22 protein-coding genes are annotated in these 20611 nt (G+C 65.0%); 12 read left to right on the forward strand and 10 right to left on the reverse strand.

Annotated features, from left to right (window positions below; translation table 11 throughout):
• Positions 1-115 precede the first annotated feature (115 nt).
• From FQU96_RS14220 to FQU96_RS14255, 8 genes are all read left to right on the forward strand, one after another.
• Positions 116-340 carry a hypothetical protein gene (locus tag FQU96_RS14220; protein WP_146541933.1) on the forward strand — a complete coding sequence of 75 codons (225 nt, stop codon included), beginning with the start codon at positions 116-118 and terminating at the stop codon, positions 338-340.
• On the forward strand, positions 337-1773 hold the full coding sequence (locus FQU96_RS14225; protein ID WP_255468175.1) for a TolC family protein: 1437 nt from the start codon (positions 337-339) through the stop codon (positions 1771-1773). Before FQU96_RS14220 ends, FQU96_RS14225 begins: the two co-directional genes overlap by 4 nt.
• Before the next feature lie 16 nt (positions 1774-1789).
• Positions 1790-3181: a multicopper oxidase family protein gene (locus FQU96_RS14230; RefSeq protein WP_146541935.1), complete on the forward strand. Its 1392-nt coding sequence runs from the start codon at positions 1790-1792 to the stop codon at positions 3179-3181.
• Between the two features lie 16 nt (positions 3182-3197).
• Positions 3198-3695, forward strand: coding sequence for a plastocyanin/azurin family copper-binding protein (locus FQU96_RS14235; RefSeq protein WP_146541936.1), 498 nt, complete (start codon positions 3198-3200; stop codon positions 3693-3695).
• A gap of 40 nt (positions 3696-3735) precedes the next feature.
• The gene (locus FQU96_RS14240) at positions 3736-4023 is read left to right on the forward strand and encodes a copper-binding protein (RefSeq protein WP_146541937.1); all 288 of its coding nucleotides are present in this window, start codon (positions 3736-3738) and stop codon (positions 4021-4023) included.
• Between the two features lie 10 nt (positions 4024-4033).
• Positions 4034-4789 (forward strand): response regulator, encoded by a 756-nt coding sequence (locus tag FQU96_RS14245; RefSeq protein WP_146541938.1) that lies wholly within the window; start codon positions 4034-4036, stop codon positions 4787-4789.
• Positions 4786-6117, forward strand: coding sequence for an ATP-binding protein (locus FQU96_RS14250; protein ID WP_146541939.1), 1332 nt, complete (start codon positions 4786-4788; stop codon positions 6115-6117). The genes FQU96_RS14245 and FQU96_RS14250 overlap by 4 nt, the downstream gene beginning before the upstream one ends.
• 260 nt (positions 6118-6377) lie before the next feature.
• The gene (locus FQU96_RS14255; RefSeq protein ID WP_146541940.1) at positions 6378-7598 is read left to right on the forward strand and encodes a porin; all 1221 of its coding nucleotides are present in this window, start codon (positions 6378-6380) and stop codon (positions 7596-7598) included.
• A gap of 157 nt (positions 7599-7755) precedes the next feature.
• Here FQU96_RS14255 and FQU96_RS14260 read toward each other — a convergent pair whose 3' ends face one another.
• On the reverse strand, positions 7756-8619 hold the full coding sequence (locus FQU96_RS14260) for a pirin family protein (RefSeq protein ID WP_146541941.1): 864 nt from the start codon (positions 8617-8619) through the stop codon (positions 7756-7758).
• Positions 8620-8671: 52 nt separating this feature from the next.
• Positions 8672-9181 carry a Dps family protein gene (locus FQU96_RS14265; protein WP_146541942.1) on the reverse strand — a complete coding sequence of 170 codons (510 nt, stop codon included), beginning with the start codon at positions 9179-9181 and terminating at the stop codon, positions 8672-8674.
• Positions 9182-9336: 155 nt separating this feature from the next.
• On the opposite strand from FQU96_RS14265, the gene FQU96_RS14270 reads away from it, so the two are divergent.
• The 4 genes from FQU96_RS14270 (at position 9337) to FQU96_RS14285 (ending at position 12150) form a co-directional block, all read left to right on the forward strand.
• A complete protein-coding gene (locus FQU96_RS14270) occupies positions 9337-10104 on the forward strand; it encodes a C13 family peptidase (RefSeq protein WP_178130507.1) in 768 nt (255 codons plus the stop codon).
• A 79-nt stretch (positions 10105-10183) separates the two neighbouring features.
• Positions 10184-10585, forward strand: coding sequence for a hypothetical protein (locus FQU96_RS14275; RefSeq protein ID WP_146541944.1), 402 nt, complete (start codon positions 10184-10186; stop codon positions 10583-10585).
• A 100-nt stretch (positions 10586-10685) separates the two neighbouring features.
• The gene (locus FQU96_RS14280) at positions 10686-11018 is read left to right on the forward strand and encodes a DUF962 domain-containing protein (protein ID WP_146541945.1); all 333 of its coding nucleotides are present in this window, start codon (positions 10686-10688) and stop codon (positions 11016-11018) included.
• 229 nt (positions 11019-11247) lie between these two features.
• Positions 11248-12150, forward strand: a complete 903-nt coding sequence (locus tag FQU96_RS14285; protein ID WP_146541946.1) for a 2OG-Fe(II) oxygenase — start codon at positions 11248-11250, stop codon at positions 12148-12150.
• 10 nt (positions 12151-12160) lie between these two features.
• On the opposite strand, the gene FQU96_RS14290 is transcribed toward FQU96_RS14285, so the two are convergent.
• From FQU96_RS14290 to FQU96_RS14325, 8 genes are all read right to left on the reverse strand, one after another.
• Positions 12161-13099, reverse strand: coding sequence for a 2-hydroxyacid dehydrogenase (locus FQU96_RS14290; RefSeq protein ID WP_146541947.1), 939 nt, complete (start codon positions 13097-13099; stop codon positions 12161-12163).
• A 65-nt stretch (positions 13100-13164) separates the two neighbouring features.
• Positions 13165-14265: a mandelate racemase/muconate lactonizing enzyme family protein gene (locus FQU96_RS14295; protein WP_178130508.1), complete on the reverse strand. Its 1101-nt coding sequence runs from the start codon at positions 14263-14265 to the stop codon at positions 13165-13167.
• Positions 14266-14312: 47 nt separating this feature from the next.
• Complete coding sequence (locus tag FQU96_RS14300) at positions 14313-15419, reverse strand: mandelate racemase/muconate lactonizing enzyme family protein (protein WP_146541949.1); 1107 nt, start codon at positions 15417-15419, stop codon at positions 14313-14315.
• Positions 15420-15437: 18 nt separating this feature from the next.
• A complete protein-coding gene (locus FQU96_RS14305) occupies positions 15438-16619 on the reverse strand; it encodes an amidase (RefSeq protein WP_146541950.1) in 1182 nt (393 codons plus the stop codon).
• Positions 16620-16644: 25 nt separating this feature from the next.
• Positions 16645-17658 (reverse strand): ABC transporter ATP-binding protein, encoded by a 1014-nt coding sequence (locus tag FQU96_RS14310; protein WP_146541951.1) that lies wholly within the window; start codon positions 17656-17658, stop codon positions 16645-16647.
• The gene (locus FQU96_RS14315; protein WP_146542175.1) at positions 17651-18709 is read right to left on the reverse strand and encodes an ABC transporter ATP-binding protein; all 1059 of its coding nucleotides are present in this window, start codon (positions 18707-18709) and stop codon (positions 17651-17653) included. Before FQU96_RS14315 ends, FQU96_RS14310 begins: the two co-directional genes overlap by 8 nt.
• Positions 18710-18717: 8 nt before the next feature.
• Positions 18718-19569: an ABC transporter permease gene (locus FQU96_RS14320; protein ID WP_255468366.1), complete on the reverse strand. Its 852-nt coding sequence runs from the start codon at positions 19567-19569 to the stop codon at positions 18718-18720.
• Between the two features lie 62 nt (positions 19570-19631).
• A complete protein-coding gene (locus tag FQU96_RS14325) occupies positions 19632-20585 on the reverse strand; it encodes an ABC transporter permease (protein WP_146541953.1) in 954 nt (317 codons plus the stop codon).
• Positions 20586-20611: the final 26 nt, after the last annotated feature.

Raw genomic sequence — 20611 nt, forward strand, 5'->3', positions numbered from 1 at the left:
CGCGTTTTCAGCCGCGTGCGCATGATCGCACCAGGCTGAAGTCCCACACGCCGCAGGATCACATTATCCAACGCGCCGGATGCGTGACGTCCGGGTGTTCGGATCCGAGGATAGCATGAAGACGACTGTATTGGCTGCCGCCGCCATCGGGCTGGCCGGTTGCGCCAGCCCCTTGCCGACGCCGCAGACCGGCGCCGACCCCGCCGATCCAACCGTATCGGTCAGCGCGCCCGCATATGTGCCGGTGACCGCCGGCACCGCCGACTACCGACCCGTCAAGCCCAAGCCATGGCGCGATCTCAACGATCGCGTCGCGCCCGGTGCCCGGAGGACGCCGTGATCAGCTGGTGTACCTCACGGACCATCGCGGCGGTGCTGGGCGCCGTCCTGCTTTCGGGATGCGCCTCATTCACGCCTGACGGCGGCATGTCCGTCGTGCAGGACAAGACGCGCACCGCGATCGGCAAGGACGTGGTGAAAATCACCAACGCGGCTGACGCGCGCGCCGCGCGCGAACGCATCGATGCGTTGCTGGCAGCGCCACTCGATATCGAGGGCGCGGTGCAGATCGCGCTGCTCAACAATCGTGGCTTGCAGGCGGCCTACAACGACCTCGGCATTTCCGAGGCTGATTACGTCGCCGCCAGCCTGCCACCCAATCCGATCGTGTCGCTGGCGCGCACGGCCGGCAAAGGCACGGTCGAGATCGAGGCCAGCATCGTGCTGAACATCCTGGCGCTGTTCACGCTGCCGGCGCGCACCGCGATCGCGGCACAGGAGTTCAACCAGGCGCAGTACCGGGCGGTCGAGACGAGCTTTCGCCTCGCCGCCGAAACCCGGCGCGCCTATATCCGTGCCGTCGCGTCGCAGGAGCTGGCGAGCTTCCTGACCCAGGCGCGGGCGTCGGCCGATGCCGCCGCCGACCTGATGCGCAAGCTGGGTGAGACCGGCAGCGCCAACAAGCTCGACCAGGCGCGCGCCGGCGCCTTCAATGCCGAGGTCGGCGTACAGCTGGCGCAGGCGCGCCTGCGCGCGCGCAGCGATCGTGAGGCGCTGATCCGGCTACTCGGCCTGTGGGGCAACGATCTTGCCTTCAAGCTGCCGGCCACCTTGCCGCCATTGCCGCGCACCATCAGCGCCGTGACGGATGTCGAGGCGGACGCGATCAGCCGCCGGGTCGACGTGCTGATGGCGCGCCGCGAACTGGACGCGACGGCCAAGGCCGCCGGACTGACCGAGGCGACGCGGTACATATCGTTGCTGGAGCTAGGCGGGCTCGGCACTTTCGAGCGCAGCCGAACGCCCGAGGGTACCGAGCGGGGGCGGCGGCTCGGACCGGGCGTCGATATCGAGATCCCGATCTTCGATGGCGGCGAGACCAGCATGCGCCGGGCGCGCGAGACCTACATGCGCGCATTGAACCGGTTGGCGGAGAAGGCGGTCAACGTCCGCTCCGAGGCGCGCACGGCGTACCAGACATACCGTGGGTCCTATGACATCGCGCGGCAGTATCAGCAGAGCGTGCTGCCGCTGCGCAAGATCGTCTCGGACGAAGCGCTGCTGCGCTACAACGGCATGCTGATCGACGTCTTCGAGCTGCTGACGACGGCGCGCGAGCGCATCACCAGCACCATGGCCGCCATCGAGGCCAGGCGCGACTTCCTGCTGACCGAGGTCGATTTCCAGACCGCGATCATCGGCGGCGGCACCGGTGGCGGCGAGGGGCGTGGCGGTACCGCCGCGCCATCCGCCGAACCTGCCGCCGCGCACTGACCCCACGAGGCATCCCATGAGCATTTCACGTCGCAATCTTCTCGAGGCGTCCGGCCTCGTCCTGCTGGGCGCCACCGCCGTGAGCGGCCGCGTCCAGGCGCAGTCGATTCCCGAGGCGCCGGTCATGGACAAGACGACCATGCAGCCGCCGATCGTTCCCACCAGCGGGCCGGATTATCAGCCTGTGGTGACTCTGAACGGCTGGACCTTGCCCTGGCGCATGAACGGCGGCTGGAAGGAATTCCACCTCGTTGCCGAGCCTGTCGTGCGCGAGTTCGCGCCCGGCATGGTGGGGCACCTGTGGGGCTACAACGGCCAGGCGCCGGGTCCCACGATCGAAGCAGTCGAGGGTGACAAGGTGCGCATCTTCGTCACCAACAAGCTGCCCGAGCACACCACGGTCCACTGGCACGGCATGATCCTGCCGGCCGGCATGGACGGTGTCGGCGGCCTCAGCCAGCCGCACATCCCGCCAGGCAAGACGTTCGTCTACGAGTACGAACTGAAGAAGAGCGGCACGTTCATGTATCACCCCCACGCCGACGAGATGGTGCAGATGGCGATGGGCATGATGGGGATGTTCATCGTGCATCCGCGCGATCCGGCATACCGGCGCGTCGATCGCGACTTCGTCTTCATCATGAGCGCCTACGACATCGATCCCGGTACCTACGTGCCCAAGGTCGCCGAGATGACGGACTTCAACATGTGGACCTGGAACAGCCGGGTCTTTCCCGGCATCGACATGATGCCGATCCGGCTGGGCGATCGCATCCGCGTGCGCATCGGCAATCTCACCATGACCAACCATCCGATCCACGTGCACGGTCACGACATCCGCGTGAGCTGCACCGACGGCGGCTGGGTGCCCGAAAGCGCCCAGTGGCCGGAGACGACGATCGACGTGCCGGTGGGCGCCATTCGCGCCTTCGACATGCTGGCCGACAATCCCGGCGACTGGGCGTTCCACTGCCACAAGTCGCACCACACCATGAACGCCATGGGCCACGACGTGCGCACCTATATCGGCGTCGACAAGCGCGAGATCGCCAAGAAGATCCGCCGCCTGGTGCCCGACTACATGCCGATGGGCACCGCCGGCATGGCCGACATGGGCGAGATGGAGATGCCGCTGCCGGCCAACACGCTGCCGATGATGACCGGCTTCGGTCCGTTCGGCCCGATCGAGATGGGCGGCATGTTCACGGTGATGAAGATCCGCGAGGGGCTGGCCGCCAACGACTACAAGGATCCCGGCTGGTACCAGCATCCCGCCGGCACCGTCGCCTACGAGTGGCAGGGCACGGCGCAGACGCCGTCACGTGCCCCCCAGGCACCGCAGGCACCGCAGCCGGTGCCGCGCATGACCAAGCCGGGCGCGCCGTCCGGCGGCCACCGCAATCACTGATCTCAGGAGGAAAACCATGCAGCTTCGATTCCTCGCCCTGTCCGTCGTGACGGCGCTGGCGTTCTCCGCCCCGGCCATCACCGCGCCAGGCCACAAGCCGGGCGAGGGCCACGGCCACAGCGAGTCCGACGAAACCAACTACGGCATGCCCGGCGACCCCAAGAAGCCGGCGCGCGTCGTGCAGATCACCATGACCGAGGCGGACGGCAAGATGCTGTTCATCCCGGACAAGATCGAGGTGCGCCGCGGCGAGCAGATCCGCTTCATGCTGCGCAATAACGCAGGCCAGGACCACGAGTTCGTGCTCGGCACTCTGGAGGAGAACCTCAAGCACGGCGAGGAGATGAAGAAGAACCCCGACATGGAGCACGACGACCCCAACGCCAAGCGGCTGTCCGCCAAGAAGACCGGCGAGATCGTTTGGAAGTTCACCAAGGCCGGCACGTTCGACTTCTCGTGCCTGCTTCCGGGCCATCGCGAGTCCGGCATGTTCGGCACGGTGGTCGTGAAGTAGCGAACCCTTTCTCGGCATACGGAAACTCAAGGAGACACATATGCGCAAGTTCATCGTAGCGACAGCCGCCTGGATCGCTCTCGGCACCTCTCTCGCCCTCGCGCAGGCCGTACCGGTCGACGGCCAGGTCGTGAAGATCGACGAGCCGGCTGGCAAGATCACGCTCAAGCATGGGCCCATCAAGAATCTTGACATGGACGCGATGACCATGGTGTTCAGGGTCAAGGATGCTGCCATGTTGAAGGCGGTGAAGGTTGGTGACGGCGTGAAATTCGAGGCCGAGCGCGTCAATGGCGCGATCACCGTGACCAAGATCCAGAAGCGGTAAAGGTCGAGGGATGTCGGACGACAGCAGCGCAGCGTCGGTACCGCAACGCGGGCACGACGCTGCCGAGCGCATCCTTGTCGTCGACGACGATCCGCAGACCCGCCACATGGTCGTGCGTTATCTGCTGGAGAACGGTTTCCAGGCCAGCGGTGCGCGCGATGCCCGAGAGATGCGTGAGGCGCTCGGCGCCATCGATGTCGACCTGATCGTCTTGGATGTCATGCTGCCGGGAGCATCGGGACTCGATCTGTGTCGTGAAGTGCGGCAACGCTCGACGATACCGGTCATCATGCTGACGGCGAAGGGCGATGAAACCGACCGCATCGTCGGCCTCGAGATCGGCGCCGACGATTATCTCGCCAAGCCGTTCAGCCTGCGTGAACTCCTGGCACGGATAAAAGCGGTCCTGCGCCGGCGCGGCGCACGCCCATCGTCGGTCGGGTCGACGGTTCAGAGCCTGCGCTTCAACGGCTGGACCCTGGATTTCGCGCGCCGCGAACTGCTGTCGCCCGCGGGTGCCATCGTGGAACTGAGTACCGGTGAATATGATCTGCTGGTGGCGTTCGTCGAGAACCCCCAACGTGTCATGTCGCGGGAACGGCTGCTCGATCTGTCCCGTAATCGTCTCGCTGCCGGCTTCGACCGGAGCATCGATGTGCAGGTCAGCCGGTTGCGCAGCAAGATCGAAGCCGACACCGGCCCGCCGATGATCAAGACCATTCGCGGCATCGGCTACATGTTCACGCCGTCCGTCCATAAGCCATGACGTTCGTGCCCGATACGCTCGCTGGCCGCACGATCGCGATCCTGTTGATCGGTCTGGGCGTGTTTCATGCCATTGGCCTGTGGCTCTACAATACCGGCTTCCACGCCGAGATCGGCTACAGCAACGAACGGCAGCTGGCCGAACGCCTGGTGAGTGTCAAACGGGTCATCCGCGAACGGCCGCCGGCGGAACGCGAGGCGATGGCACACAGCGTGTCCGGGCCTACCATCGAGGTCCACTGGAGTTTGGAAACACCCATCGCGGCGACACCGTCCAGCGACCCGGCGGCCCTGACGCTCAGGGCGCACCTGGCGGAGTTGGCGCCGGAGATCGCTGCCTCGGGGCTGCGTGTCGCCGTATCACACCAGCGCGGCTCGCTGACGAAACGCCATTCGATCTGGGTCGCGGTACAGCTGGACGACGATTCCTGGATCAATTTCTCGGTGGCCGACCCCGATGGGCCGACGGCGGCGTGGTACGGCACGCTGCTGTTCACCACGGCCGTGGCGTTGGGCGTACTGATCATATCGATCATCCTCGTGCGCGGCGCCAATGCGCCGCTGCGCGTCGTTACCGAGGCCGCTCGGCGGCTGGGGCATGATCCTGCTGCCGAGCCACCCATCCCCGTACATGGCCCGCGCGAGGCGCGCGAGGCCGCGATGGCTTTCAACGACATGCGCGCGCGCATCACGCGCCTGATGGAAAGCCGGGTGCAAACCCTGGCCGCTGTCTCGCATGATCTCAAGAGTCCGCTCACGCGGCTGCGGCTGCGCACCGAACTGCTGGGCGATGATCAAACACGCGAGATCATTGCGGCGGACGTGGCCGAAATGGAAACCATGATCGACACCGTGCTGGCCTTCCTGCGCGGGGAAGCCGAGACGGAGCCGAGCCGGGCGCTCGACATTGCGAGCCTGTGCGCCACGATCTGCAATGACTTTGCGGATCAGGGCCATGACGTGGTGCTCGCGCGTACCGCGCCCGTAGTGTTGCCGGCCCGGCGTGTGATGCTGAAGCGGGCGATCGGAAACCTGATCGCCAACGGCGTGAAATATGGTCACCGGGTCCGCGTGACCATCGAGCGCCGCGATTCGCAGGTTGCCGTCGTTGTCGACGATGACGGGCCCGGCATTCCCGCCGAACACATGGGTGACGTCTTCGAGCCGTTCTGGCGGATGAGCGGCACGCGCGGCCGCGACGGCGTCGGTCTCGGCCTGACGGTAGCCCGCATGGCCGCCCGTGCGCATGGCGGCGACGTGATGCTCAGCAATCGCGCCGGAGGTGGACTCCGGGCTGAGCTTCTATTGTCGTTGCCTGAAAAAGGGTGAGTGACATTCGCATGGGCCGAAGTGGTCGTGAGATGCGCACAAATAAAGGCAGAAACATTTCGTTACGTTCCAGAAATTTTCAAGAAAAAGACGAAAACTAAGCTCCCAGCCAGTGCAGTTGACGTTATCGGCAGCGCAACCCTCGAAAGGCTTGTCTGCCACAGGAGAAGGCTGCGCTGGCGCCGAAGGCGATTGCCGACGCGCACCTGATTGCGTTGAGCACCAATCGTAAGGCCATACGGCCGGAGCGGGGGAGAAACATGAAGAAGACATTGCTGGGAACAACCGCGCTGGTAGCCGGCGGACTGCTGGCAGCGCCGGCCATGGCAGCCGATCCCATCAAGCTTGAGCTACGTGGCTATTTCCAGGCGATGATCATCCTCGGGCAGACGGGACGTGACGTCTCGCCTGCGGGTATCGGCCAGGGTTATCGGTCGGCGAATTTCAAGTATGAGGGTGAGATCTGGTTCACCGGTACGACGAAGCTCGATAACGGCACCTCGATCGGCCTTCGGCTTGAACTGGAAGCGTGGTCGCAGGGCGGAGGTGCTACATCCTCCAATGATCAGTTCGACGAAGAATACCTCTTCGCTTTCGGCGATTGGGGACGCATTGAATTCGGCGGCACGGACTCGGCGTCCTTCAAAATGGTCTACTCATCGCCGTCGGCCTTGATCGGCTGGGGTTTCAACGACCACAATTTCTGGCAACGGGGCGATAATACCGCGGCCAGCAATCAGGCTGGCCGCGGCTTCATGATCCTTGGGACGGCGGCGGCGCAGAATGTCGGCTTCAGCGGTGATGCGACCAAGCTGACATACTTTACGCCGCGTATCGCCGGCCTTCAGGTCGGGTTTTCCTATACGCCGGCATTCTCCGCCACGGCTGGGGCCGCCACCTGTGCCTTCCGCCAGGGCGGCGCCAATTTCAACAGCTGTCCGAACAACAACAACCAGTGGAACAATGGCCTCGACATCAGTGCCAACTACCTGAACAAGTTCGGTGACGTGTCCGTCGCGCTGTATGGCGCCTATGCGACGGCAGCATTCGATCGTGGCCCTGTCGGTGCCGGTGGTGCAGCGGCACCTGGGATCTTCGGGCGCTACAAGACCTGGGCCGTGGGCGGTCAGGTTGGTGTCGGAGGCTTCACGCTCGGTGGCGGTCTGGGGCGCGATAACATGGGACTGAAGGGCGCCAACGGCGTGCGCTGGTATACGGCCTCGCTGATGTACGAAACGGGAGCCTGGCAGGTGTCGGCAGGCTGGTGGGGTGGCCGCAACCCCGACCGTAACCGGACGCCCAACAGCCAGAACGTGCCCGGCAAGGACAAGCTCGACTACTTCGAGCTGGGCACCAACTACACGCTGTCACCGGGCATCAAGCTGACGGGCGGCGTGTTCTACCAGATGGGATCCGGCCAGTCGAAGAGCGAGAAAGCCGACACCTGGGCGGTCGTCCTCGGCACGGCGCTGACGTTCTGAGACACCTCAGCATTCAGGAAGGACGGCCGCTACCCCCTGAGCAAGGGTAACACCCCGGCGACCTTTCTGATCGACGCTGCTTCTTTCATGTTCTCTCTCTCGCGGCGTCGTTTTCAGCGGGCCCTTCGGGGCCCGCTTTCTTGTCGGCTGTGCCGGGTCAACCCGGCAGGGGTATGAACTCCTGGTTGTCGAGGTCGGGCAGCTTCATGCGACCGCCGCGCCAGTCGGCCTTGGCCTGCTCGATGCGTTCCTTCGAGGACGACACGAAGTTCCATTCGATAAAGCGCGGGCCCAGCGGCTCGCCGCCCAGCAGCATGACGGTTGCCGGCGTCACGGCCGTGACCACAACCGGCGCACCGGGCTTGAAGACGAGCATGCGGCCGGCTTCGAAGGTTTGGCCGTCGACCTCGACGGTACCGGTTGCGACGTAGGCAGCGCGTTCCGGGTATTCGGCCGGCAACGGCGCCTTGGCGCCCGGCTGCAGCGAGCAGTGCACGTAGAACATTGGCGAGTGGGTCTTGACTTTGGCCTTGGCGCCGAAGGCTTCGCCCGCCACCAGCCGTGCCCACAGGCCGCCTTCGGTGAGCGTGGGCAGGTCAGCGGCGCTGTGGTGGATGAAGGCGGGATCGGTTTCTTCCTCTGCCTGCGGCAGGGCGACCCAGGCCTGGATACCGTGCATGGAGTCGCCCTCGGCGCGCGCCCGCTCGAAGCGCTCCGAGTGCGTGATGCCGCGGCCCGCCGTCATCCAGTTGACCTCGCCGGGTCGGATCGCCTGTTCGGAGCCGACGCTGTCGCGGTGCATGATCTCGCCGCTGAACAGGTAGGTGACCGTCGACAGGCCGATATGCGGGTGCGGCCGAACATCGACACTGCGCGGGATACCGCGGGCAAAGTCGACCGGCCCCATGTGGTCGAAGAAGACGAACGGGCCCACCATCCGCCGCTGGGCGATCGGCAGTACGCGCCCCACCTCGAAACCACCGATGTCCCGGCGGCGCTGCTCGATGACGAGATCCAACATGGCTTCCTCCATTACGCATGCCTTCTCCCCACCGCCGCGGGGAGCAAGGGAACTAGCCTTGGCGGCCCGCCTCGAAGAGGAACCAGACCCGGCCTTCGGCCTCGTCGATCCAGTTCTCGATCAGGCTGGCCGTGGCGACATCACCGTGCTCGTCGCACAGCCCGTGGACCTCGCGCAGGCGCGTGCAGAGCTGGGTGTTGTCATCGCGCAGCTCGGCCAGCATGTCATCGGGCGTGACAAAGTCAGCGTCATTGTCCAGCACCCGCTGCAGTCGGCCGATATGGCCGACGGAGCGCACGGTGGTGCCGCCCAGCTTGCGGACGCGCTCGGCGATCGGGTCGGTCGTCGCCAGGATCTGGGTGGCCTGCTCGTCCAGCAACAGGTGGTAGTCGCGGAAGTACGGGCCCGAGACGTGCCAGTGGAAGTTCTTCGTCTTCACATACAGCGCGAACATGTCGGCGAGCAGCGCCGTGAGCGCGGCAGACAGATCCGTCGTGGCGTTGGAGGGGAGGGTGGTCGGGGTCTGCAGCGGGGCCGTCCGCCGCTTCTTGGCATCATTCATGTCGCTACCTTCTGCCGGGATCCGGGGAGCGCGATTGTCCACCGCACAGGATCAATAATAAAGCCGTGATATTGACGTCGGGATGAACGTGCACCGCTGCAGCATCATCGTTATGGTCGCCCGACGGATCGCTGTCGGGTGAGTCGATGTCCAGGATGTCATGGCTTGTCAAAGGTTGCCTCGCCGCAGCAGTCGCGGGGTTCGCAGCAGGCTGCGCGCAGACGTCAACGCTGACGGCACCTGCCGTGCCGGCGGCGCAAGGCTCGACATCACTCCAGCCGGCAACGTGGAAGGCGCTGCTGGTCGCCGCCGACGATGCGCAGCCGGTTTTCAGCAACGCCGTCGATGCGCTGCGCGAGCGGCTCATGGCCTTTGGTTTGTCAGCTGGCGATATCAGCGTGCTGAAGGCCGATTCGTCGGTCCGCGATGCGGTCGCCGACCGGCGGAATATCGAGCGCCAACGCGAACGGCTTGCCGGCCCTCCCGGAGCCGGTTGCTTCGTTTTCATCACTTCGCACGGTTATCCGCGCGGCGGCTTGGTCGTGGCGCGGTCGCGCGCCGTCATCGGGCCGGGTTACCTGGACCAGCTGCTCGACCAGGCGTGTGGCGAACGTCCGACCGTTGTCGTGGCGTCGGGGTGCTTTTCGGGTGTCTACACCGCCGACCGGGGCATGCGGCGGCCCAATCGGGTCATCCTGGCCGCCGCCCGGTCGGACCTGCCGTCCTTCGGGTGCGGCGCGCAGGAGCGCTATACCTACTACGATCGCTGTTTCCTGGAGTCACTCCGCCGCGGGGCGCCGTGGCAATCGATCGTCGACGGTATCCGGGTTTGCGTCGATGCCCAGGAAAGGCGTCGCGGCGATCCGGCGTCGCATCCCCAGGCATTCATTGGCGGTGGCGTGGCCCAGCTCACGGCTTTTTAGGGGCTGCGAGCCCACCCAGCTCTTGACGGTGAGTGTTTGCTCATATATTAAAGAGCAAATACTCACTCCTGAGATCGTCATGAGCTTCGCATCTGAACTGCGGCAGGTCCCGCCGTCATCCCAGGCCGGGGGCGGCGCTCCCGCGCGAAAGGGGGCCAGCCGCGCGCTCGCGGTGCCGACGTCACATCCGTTCGGCAAGGCGTTCGCGGCGGCCGGGATCACCTACATCGTGGCGACGGCGATCCTGCTGCCGGCGGTGCTGCGGCAGCTGCCCGTCGACGCGTCGTCCTACGCGCTGGGGTATGCCACGGCCCGGGCGCTTGCTCAGTTCATCATTGCAGGCTTCGTGCCGGCTCTGATCACCGGCATGGTCGTCAGCCAGTCACCACGGCGCTGGCGTTTCCGGGACATCGCGTTCTCGGTGGCCGCCATGTTCTGCCTGGTGGCGAGCCTGCAGGCGGCAAGCGCCTTGCCGGGCTGACGCCAGGGCGGGCTGACGCCGTCGCGGATTCGCTGGGCCACCACCGGCACCCGTCGTAAACTGGGGCACCTGAAGAACCTGCCCCGGGGCGGAGGCGGATATGACCAAGGCTTGTGCGACCTATGCCGAGTTCTGGCCGTTCTATCTGCGCGAGCACGCCAAGCCGGCGACCCGTGCGATCCACTATGTCGGCACCATCCTGTCGATGGTCATCCTGGTCTGGGCGATCGCGACCCAGAGTTGGTGGTGGCTGCTCGCTGTGCCGCTGGCTGGTTATGGCGCCGCCTGGATCGGTCACTTCTTCATCGAGAAGAACCGGCCGGCAACCTTCACGTACCCGCTCTGGTCGCTGATCAGCGACTACAAGATGTGCTTCCTGTTCCTCACGGGCCAGCTGGGCCGTGAGTTGATGAAGCATCAGATCCGGGCCTGAGCGCCATGGAATACGCCTCATCCCATGAGTGTATTTCCCACAGTGCCAACGCGCCTGTTGCAGCACTGGGTCAGTCGCGTTACGATGATTGTAGGGGTTACGGGGAATAACGTTCACAGTTCGGATCGCGGCAGGCGAATTGAGCCTGCGCGAAGCGTAGTCTGACGGCGTAAGGCTGTCGGAGCGGTAACGGGCGTTGGCGCCGGCAAAAGGCGTTGGGGCAACGGGGATGACCAACAACTTTGTGTTGGGTCAAGCGGGTGCCGATGCGGGCCATCGGCACGCGCGGGCCTATGTCAGTCTCGACGGTGTCGAACTTGACACGGCCGCGTTGGTTAACCCGGCGATGCTGATGGATGACAGCATCGAGGCGTTGGGCGAACGCTTTCGCCAGGCCCAGCCGTTCAAGCATCTCGTCTTTGAGGGGCTGTTCGAGCCGCGGTTGCTGGAGCGTATCCACGACGAGTTTGAGTTCGTGAGCCGCGCCGACTGGGAGCGGTACGACAATCGCAACGAGCGCAAGCTGGGCACCAAGCCTTCAGCTCGACTGGGACCGGCCGCACAACTTTACTTCGACACGATCTACTCGAAGCGTTTCGTTGATTTCCTGGGCCGCATTTCCGGCATCGATGGCCTGATCACCGACCCGATGCTGTACGGCGGCGGGCTGCACAAGATCCCGACCGGCGGCAAGTTCGCCCCGCACGTCGACTTCAACAAGCATCCCGTGACCAGGCTGGACAACAGGCTGGTCTTCCTGACCTATCTCAACAAGGACTGGAAGCCCGAGTACGGCGGCGCCCTGCAGTTGTGGGATGTCGACAGCGACCGGTGCACCGTCGAGGTCGTGCCCGAGTTCGGCCGCTCGATCCTGTTCTATCAGTCGTCCCGGAGCATCCACGGTCATCCCGATCCGGTGCGCGCGCCCAATGGGCGCGCGCGGCGGTCGGCGGCGGCATACTTCTACAGTAACGGCCGTGGTGACGAGTCGACGGATCATTACCACACGACCATTATCCGCAAGCCGATCACGGTCGGGCCGTACGCCCGCCTGGCTCTGGGTGTGAAATACTGGACGCCGCCTGTCCTGATCGACGCCTTCCGTCTGATCACCCGCCGTCAGTGGCCCTGAGCGCGATCCGTCATACCGGTGAGACGGCGCCGCGACCGGAAAAGTGTCCCTGTACGTTGGCCAAGAACTGCTCGAACTGAGCTTGTGTGGCCTCGGGTGACCACCCTGCGAGATGTGGCGTAATGATCATGTTTTGCAGGTCGATGAGCGCCTCGGGGCGGGCCGGCTCGCTCTCGTAGACATCGATTCCGGCACCCGCGATGGTGCCCTCGCGCAGAGCGGCGGCGAGAGCCGCGGTGTCCACAACACTGCCACGCCCGACATTCACCAGGAAGCCGTCGGGGCCAAGGGCGTCGAGTATGTCGGCGTCGACCAGGTGCCGGGTGGCGGCGCCGCCGGGGGCGGCACACACCAGGATGTCGCTCCACTGCGCCAGGTCCTTGAGGTTGGCGAAAAAACGATAGGGCACGGTCTCGTTTGGTTTTCGATTGTGATAGCCGATGGACATATCGAACGCGGTCGCGCGTTTCGCGATCTTCTCGCCGATGGCACCGAGGCCCAGGATCCCCAGGCGCTTGCCGGTAACGGTCGGTGGGTGCGGAATGGCCGTGCGCCACACACCTTCGCGACACAGACGATCAAGCTGGCGGAGGTTGCGAACGATGGCGATCACCAGCCCGATGGCGTGATCGGCGACACAATCGTCGTTCGTGCCGCGCCCACTGGCCACCACGATGCCCCGACCACGTGCGGCCTCGATGTCGACCCCCTCATAGCCACCGCCCATACAGCAGACCAGTTCCAGCGCCGGCATTGCGGCCATCTCCGCCGCCGTCAATCCGACCAGGCCGATGGTCAGTACGGCGCGAATGCGATCACCGGTCGCGACGATCGCAGCGCTGCGGTCGTGTGGCGTGGTGGCATAGGTGAGGTCGAAGGCTTCGGCGGCAGCCGCCCTGTGACCGGGCGAAAGATCGGTCAGGACGAGCAGGGGGATCTTGTCGGACATTCTGCTGGAACTCCTGGAGAAAAATGCGGAGCTGTCGGCGGTGACAGGGCCGCGGCGATGACGCGTCAGCGGTGAAAATTCTGATGGTGTTGCGTGTAGTGCCGCAGGCGCTCGTCATCCCACGCCAGACCAAAGCCGGGCCGGTCGGGAACGTCGACATGGCCGTTGGACAAACGCATCTTTTCGGTGAACAGGTCTTGGGCCCAATCCACGTATTCGAGATAGATGCCCGTCGGCGCCGACGCCATGAGGTGGACGTTGAGTTCAGGCAGCAGGTGCGAGGTCAGGGGCAGGCGCGCGGCATCGGCCATGGCGGCACAGCGCGTCCAGCCGGTGACGCCGCCGGCGCGTTGCAGATCCACCATCAGGACGTCGGCGGCGTGAGCCGCGATGATTTTCTGCAAGCCCTGCGGGGTATACACTTTTTCGCCGAAACAGATGGGCGTGCGCGTGTCCCGCGCCAATGCTGCGTGGTCTTCGACATCCTCGTCGGCGATCGGGTCTTCGATCCAGAACAGCGCAAACGGTTCCAGCGCGTGCGCGAGCCGCGTCGCATAGGACCTCGACGGCGCCGAGCTGAAATCGACCATCAGGTCCACGGACGGGCCCACGACGTCGCGCACGGCGCGGACAGCAGCCACGTCCCGGTCGACGTCGCCGCGGCCCACGCGCATCTTCATCGCGCGAAACCCGTGCTCGAGGTGTACCGCCGCTTCGCGCGCGAGCTGCTGCAGATCGTCGGTGATCCACAGACCGCTGGCATAAACCGGTACGCGATCGAGTTTCCGGCCGAGCAGATTGGCCAGGGGCTGATTCGCCACGCAGCCGATCAGGTCCCAGGCGGCGGCGTCGATCGCACCCATGCCCATGATGGCCATTCCCCCATGACCCCACTGGATGGTTGCCTGCCACATGCGTGCCCACAGCTTCGTGGTGAAAAAAGGGTTCTCTCCCAGTACAACGGACGACAGGTGTTCGACGACGCCGCGCAACGTGTCGGCACCGGCTTTGTTGAAGCCCCAGATGTACGAGCGGCCACGCGCACCCTGGTCGGTCTCCAGATCGACCACCAGAATCCAGATCGAGTCGATCCGGATGTTCCCCGTTATCATGAGGTCCCTGGTGGGAAGCTTGACGATTCGCGTCGTGATGTTCTCGATCTTCATCGGTGGAAAACCCGTCCTGGTCCAAGGCATCCGCCGCGCACGCTGTGTCAGGCGGCGAGGACGCGTTGCGCCAAGCAATGGCGCTGCAGCATATCTTCATTGAGTACGATCCCGAGGCCCGGCGCGCGGGGCAGCGAGATCGTGCCTTTCTTCGCTACCAACGGCTCCTCGAGAACAGGGACATCGCCTGCCGGCAATTCCATCCAGTCTTTCTCCGGCAAAGTCGCCAGGACATGCGCTGTCGCGGCGAGACCGGGGCCGAAATAGAAGGAGTGTGGAACGAAGCGCGCGGACGCGGCGCGCGCCATCGCGGCGGTCGCTGTCATGGCCAGGATTCCCAACTTGGCGACGCTGGGTTGAAGAAAATCGGTCGCTCTGGCCTGGAGACACTGCTCGAAGCCCGCCAGTGAATATTCATTCTCGCCCAGAGAGATCGGAATGTCTGTCGAAGCCCTGACGCGCGCAATCGCCTTGTAGTCCTCGGGCGGCCAAACCGGCTCCTCAAGCCACGCCAGCCGTGCGGGTTCCAGCGCACGCGCCATGGTAACGGCTTCGTCCTCGGTCCATGCGCAATTGGTGTCGAGCATCAGATCGACGTTCTCGCCCAGTGCCTGGCGCACGGCGATTACGGACGCAACATCCGTCTGGTGCAGCTTCACGGCGGTGAAACCTTGGGTCGCCAGCCGGACCGACTCCGATGCCGCCGCTTGCGGCGTATCAAAGCGCGGCAGGCTGGCATAGGCGGGAAGTGCCGCATGTCGTGCGCCGCCCAGCAATTCATGAACGGGTACGCCTCGGGCCTTTCCGAGCAGGTCCCACAGCGCAATCTCGATCGCGGCAACGGCGAAAGCTGCGATACCGCTGCGACCGCAGATGCGTGTCGCCCGCGCCATCTGCTTGACTCTCTCGTCGATCGACGCCGCGTCCTGCTGAAGGACAACGGGAGCAAGTACGGTTTCGATGACTTCCAGTGCCGCCTTGGGAGCGCCATAGGCGAAGCCCTCGCCAACGCCGTAGATGCCCTGCGAATGGAGCTTCACCAGCAATTGTGTCGAGTGTCTGCCGTACCAGCGCGCGCCTTCCGGAGGTGCATCGCTGGCCGGTATGGCCGTCACGATCACATCCATCCGCTCGATAGGAATTTCTTTCCGCATCAACCGATCCTCGGGTGTTCAGCGAGCCGCAGCGTGTGCCAGGGCGATGAGCGATCTATCGGCGCCGGCCGGCCCCACCAGCGATATCCCCAAGGGCACGCCATCACGACTGGCCAGCGGCATCGACACCTGGGGGACGCCCGCCAGACTGGCGATGCAGAGCATGCAGAGTGCCTTGTTCCGGTACGCTTCGAGGCTGTCGTCGCTGGTCGTCCGCAAGGGCGCGACGTCGGGAAGCGTCGGCATCAGCAGGACGCCATCGTCACCCAACAGGGACTTGAGCTTCTCGCGAAATCGCGCACGGAACGCCCGTGCCGCACCCACCTGCTGGTCCGTGACCGTCCGCGACCAGGCAAAGCGCTCGGCGACACCGGGACCGAGCGGAGGTGCATAGCGCTCGATGACCGGTCCGTGGCTGAGCCACGCTTCGCGGCCCTGCACGTAGCGGAAGCCCCAATACATGGCGTCCCAGTCTTCCAAGGCGACTTGCGCGATGGGCAGGGCTTCGCCAATCGTGGCAGAGACCTTGCGGGCGGTGGCTTCCAGCGCCGGCCGCGCTGGTACTTCTACCAGCGACCAGACATCTTGCGGCCACAGCAAGCGAATGGTCTTGGGCAGCGGCGCCGGATCGGCATGCAGCAGAACCTCGCCAACGGCCGAGAATGTGTGTGCGTCACGCGCGAACCAGCCGAACGCGTCGAAGCTGGGCGCCAATTCCAGAGCGCCACCCAACGGCACGCGTCCATGCGTCACCCGTATCCCGAACAGGTTGCAGTGGCTGGCCGGTGCGCGGACCGAGCCGCCGGTGTCGCTTCCGATCGCGAAGTCGCATGCGCCGGATGAAACGGCGGATGCCGAGCCGCACGATGATCCGCCGGTGACACGGTCCTTCGCCGCGCCATTGATCGGCGCGCCGAAATGCGCGTTCTTGCCGTTCATCGAGAACGCGAACTCGTCGGTGACGGTCTTGCCGATGAAGCGCGCACCGGCATCGAGGAGTGTTTGTACAGCCGGTGCCGTGTGCGTCTTGATGCCGGACATCGCCAGCAGGTGAGGGCTGCCACTACCCGTCGGGTATCCAGCCACGTCGTAGATATCCTTGACTCCGAAGCTGAGATCGGACAGCGGCCCCGTCGCCGCTCGTGCGACCGCGACATCAGGGTAGGGAACGAACGCCAGGCTGGGATCATGCAATGGCATGCTGTGCCTCTTCTTGCGGATGGGTTCAGATACGTGCCGTCGCGGCGGTCATGCCGGTGTGAATGCAGCGCACGCGATGGTCGGGTTCGACGTCGAATGCGAGCGGTTGCGCCGCCCGGCAGTCGTCTGTTGCGCGCGAGCAGCGGGCAGCGAAGGCGCAGCCGGGCGGCAGCGCGGCGAGGTCCGGCGGCGCGCCACCGATCGTTTCGAGGCGCGTGCCGCGCTGCTCGGCGGCGTGACGGCGGCTGTTCAACAAGGCGATGGTGTAGGGGTGGCGCGGGGCCGAGATCAAAGCCCGTGTCGAGCCCTCTTCAACGATGCGCCCGGCATACATGACGGCGATGCGATCGGCCACCTCGACCGCCGCTGCAATGTCATGTGTGACGAATATCACCGACAAGCCGAGGTCGCGCTGCAGCTCGCGCAGCAGCAGCAGGATCTGGATCTGGACGGTGGCATCGAGTGCCGTGGTTGGTTCGTCCGCCAACAGCACTTTCGGATGGCAGGCGAGGGCAAGCGCGATCATCGCGCGCTGGCGCATGCCGCCCGACAGCTCATGAGGATAAGCAGCCAGGCGCCGCTGCGGACTGGGGATGCAGACCTTCTCGAACAGCGCCAAGGCACGGGCAGCCGCATCCCTTGCGGTGATGCGTTCGTGCCGCCGGATGGTTTCCGCGATCTGGTTGCCGATCGTGTACGCCGGATCAAGTGCCAGCAGAGGCTCCTGGAAGACCATGGCGACGTCCTTGCCGCGCATGGCCGCCAGCGCCCGGGAGGACATGCCGAGCACGTCCTTGCCATTGACGCTCAGCGTGCCGGACATGCAGGTGCCGCGTTCGTCGAGCAACCGCATGATCGCGCGCAACGTCACACTTTTTCCGGAACCCGATTCGCCGATGAGCGCCACGACCTCGCCTTGGCGCAGCAGCAGATCGACGCCGTTCACGGCATTGATCTGCTTGCCAGGCATCGTGAAACTGACGTGCAGGTCGCGCAGCATCACGGCAGGGGGCGACAAGGGCAGGTTGGCGTCAGGCATGCGACACCTCGACGGTCCTGATGGGCGGCAGTCCGCCGATGTCCGACGCAGGCGAATAGCCAGAGCCGGATTGCCACCGCAGGCAGGCCACGGCATGTCGATCGCCACAGTCGGTCAACGACGGTACCGCTCGGCTGCACACCGGCTGCGCAACGACGCATCGTGGGTGGAAGCGACAGCCGGAAGGCGGCTCGATCGGGTTTGGCGGGTCACCCGAAAGCGGCGGCGCGTCGAGGCGGCGCAACGGGTCGCCGCTGGGCACCGAGCGCAGCAATGCCTTTGTATAGGGGTGTCGCGGGCTGTCGAAAACCTCCGCCGCAGGGCCTATCTCGACGACCTGACCGAGATACATCACGATGACGCGGTCACACAGGTAACGGACTACGTTCAGGTCGTGGCTGATGAACAGGTAGGTCAGCGCCAACTCACGCTTGAGGTCCTCGAGCAGGTTGAGAACCTGGGCCTCGACGGATTTGTCGAGCGCCGACACCGCCTCGTCGAGAATGACGAGCTGTGGTTCGACGGCGAGCGCACGTGCGATGTTCACGCGCTGCCGCTGGCCGCCCGATAGTTCATGAGGGTATCGTCCGGCAAAACGGGCCGGTGCGAGGCCCACACGAGCGAGCAGAGCATGCGAGCGATCGAGCGCCTTGGCAGGAGTCGTGCCATGGACGATCGGACCAAAGGCGATGGAGTCCTCGATCGTCATGCGCGGATTGAGAGAGGCGTAGCTATCCTGGAACACCATTTGCGCCTGCCGGCGGAAAGCCTGCAGGGGAAGTGTCCGGTCACCCACTGTCCGGCCGTCGAAGACCACCTCGCCGCTGTCCTGCCGGATGAGCTGCATCAAAACGCGCGCCATGGTCGACTTGCCACAGCCCGATTCGCCCACGACACCCAGCGTTTCGCCCTTCATGACGTCGAAGCTGATGCCGTCGACGGCGCGCACGGAAGAGCGGCCAAGACCGATCGCCCGTCGCCTGAGCGGGAAATGCTTCATCAGGTTCCGGACGCGCATCAGTGGTCGAGGCAAATTGCCAGTTCCTGCCATGGTGGCGCTCACTGTTTCACCTCCATGGCCATCCGCAGGCTGTCGGCCAGCAGGTTGAAGGATATCGAGGTCAGGAAAATCAGGACCCCGGGGAGCGCGGCGACGATCGGCTGGCCGTAGATGGCAGCGCGCAGGCTGTTGAGCATCAGGCCCCATTCGGGTTCCGGTGGCTTGACGCCCAGGCCGAGAAAGGAGAGGCCCGACGCCAGGATCATGGAGACCGAGATCAGGCTGGTCGCATAGACGAAGATCGGACCCGTGACGTTTCTGAGGACGTGTTGCCAGACGATGATCGTGGCGGACGCTCCCGATGCACGTGCCGCCTCGACGTAGTCGCTTCGTCGTGCCTGCGTGGTCACGCTTTCCGCAACGCGCGCGATCTGGGGCACGAATACGGCAGTCAGCGATATCAGGGCATTCGTGATGCCCGCACCCAGCGCGCCCGAGAGCGCAATCGCCAGCAGAACGGAGGGGAAGGCATAGAACACATCGATGCACCGCATGATCAGCATGTTGATGCGGCCGCCGGCGTAGCCGGCCAGGATGCCGATGGCGCTGCCGATGACGAATGCCATCACCACCGGTGCGATGCCCATGAACAGCGAGAGCCGGCCGCCGAGCATGAGCCGCGAAAGCATGTCGCGCCCGAGTTCGTCCGACCCGAGCAGATAGCCGGGCGTGCCCACGGGGCGCAGCCGTTTCAGCATCGATGTCGCAAATGGGTCGGCGGGCATGAGCCAGGGCGCGCAGATGGCGGCGACAATGAGGGCGAGGATAATCGCGCTGGCCATCATGGCGATCGGGTCGCGGGCCAGCCGACGCATGACTCTGGCGCGATGGCTGGGCGAGCGTACTGCCATGGCGTCCAAGCGCGGCAGCAGGCCGGCGTCGCCGTGAGGTTGAGAAACAGCGGACACTGAGGTCATGTCCTTTCAATGCGGGGATCGAGCAGCATCTGCAGGACGTCGACCGCCAGGTTGAGGCCGACGAAAAAGAGCGCGAGTATCAGGATCACGCCCTGCAGCAGCGGCAGGTCGCGCTGGAAGATGGCCTGGTTCAGCAGAAAACCCGTCCCCGGCCAGGAGAAGACCGTCTCGATGAGGATCGATCCACCCAGCAGATAGCCGAGCTGCAGGCCCATGACGGCCAGCGCCGTGGGGGCGCAATTCTTGACGACATGCCTGAATACGCCGAATTCACCCAGGCCGCGCGCACGCAAACCAACGACGAACTCCTGGGCCAGGATATCGCCAACAAGCGCGCGGACGGTGCGGGCAACGATGCCCATCGGAATGAACGACATGGTGAAGGCGGGCAGCAGCAAGTATTTCACATGCGCCACATCCCACTGCCATTGACCGGATCCGCTGGGACCCGCCCCGCTTGGCGGCAGCCACATCAGCTGCACGGAGAAGATGATCACCAGCACCATGCCGATCCAGTAGTGCGGCAGGCTGACTCCGATCACGGAGACAACAGACGCGGCGCGATCCATCCAGGAATTGCGGAAATATCCGCCGACGAAACCGAACAGCGATCCGACCGTGAAACCGATCAGCGTCGCGAGCGTCGCCAGGATGAAGGTGTTGCCCACGGCATTGAACACCTCGTGGACGACCGGACGCGCCGTCGCGATGGATGTCCCGAGATCGCCCTGCAGGGCGCGCCATACCCAGTGTCCGAACTGCACCGGCAAGGGCCTGTCGAAGCCATAGAGCCGCATCAATTGCTTCTGCAGATCAGCCGAGGCATCGGGTGGGAGGATCGACACCAATGGATCGCCGGGCGCGAGGTGAACCAGCATGAAGCAGAGGAAGGCAACGCCGAGCATGGTGGGCAGCGCATAGCCGACGCGGCGCAGCAGATAGGCGATCATCAGTGTGCCTCCGGACCGGCTCGCCA

This window comes from Reyranella sp. CPCC 100927 (assembly GCF_007859315.1).
Classification (GTDB): Bacteria; Pseudomonadota; Alphaproteobacteria; order Reyranellales; family Reyranellaceae; genus Vineibacter.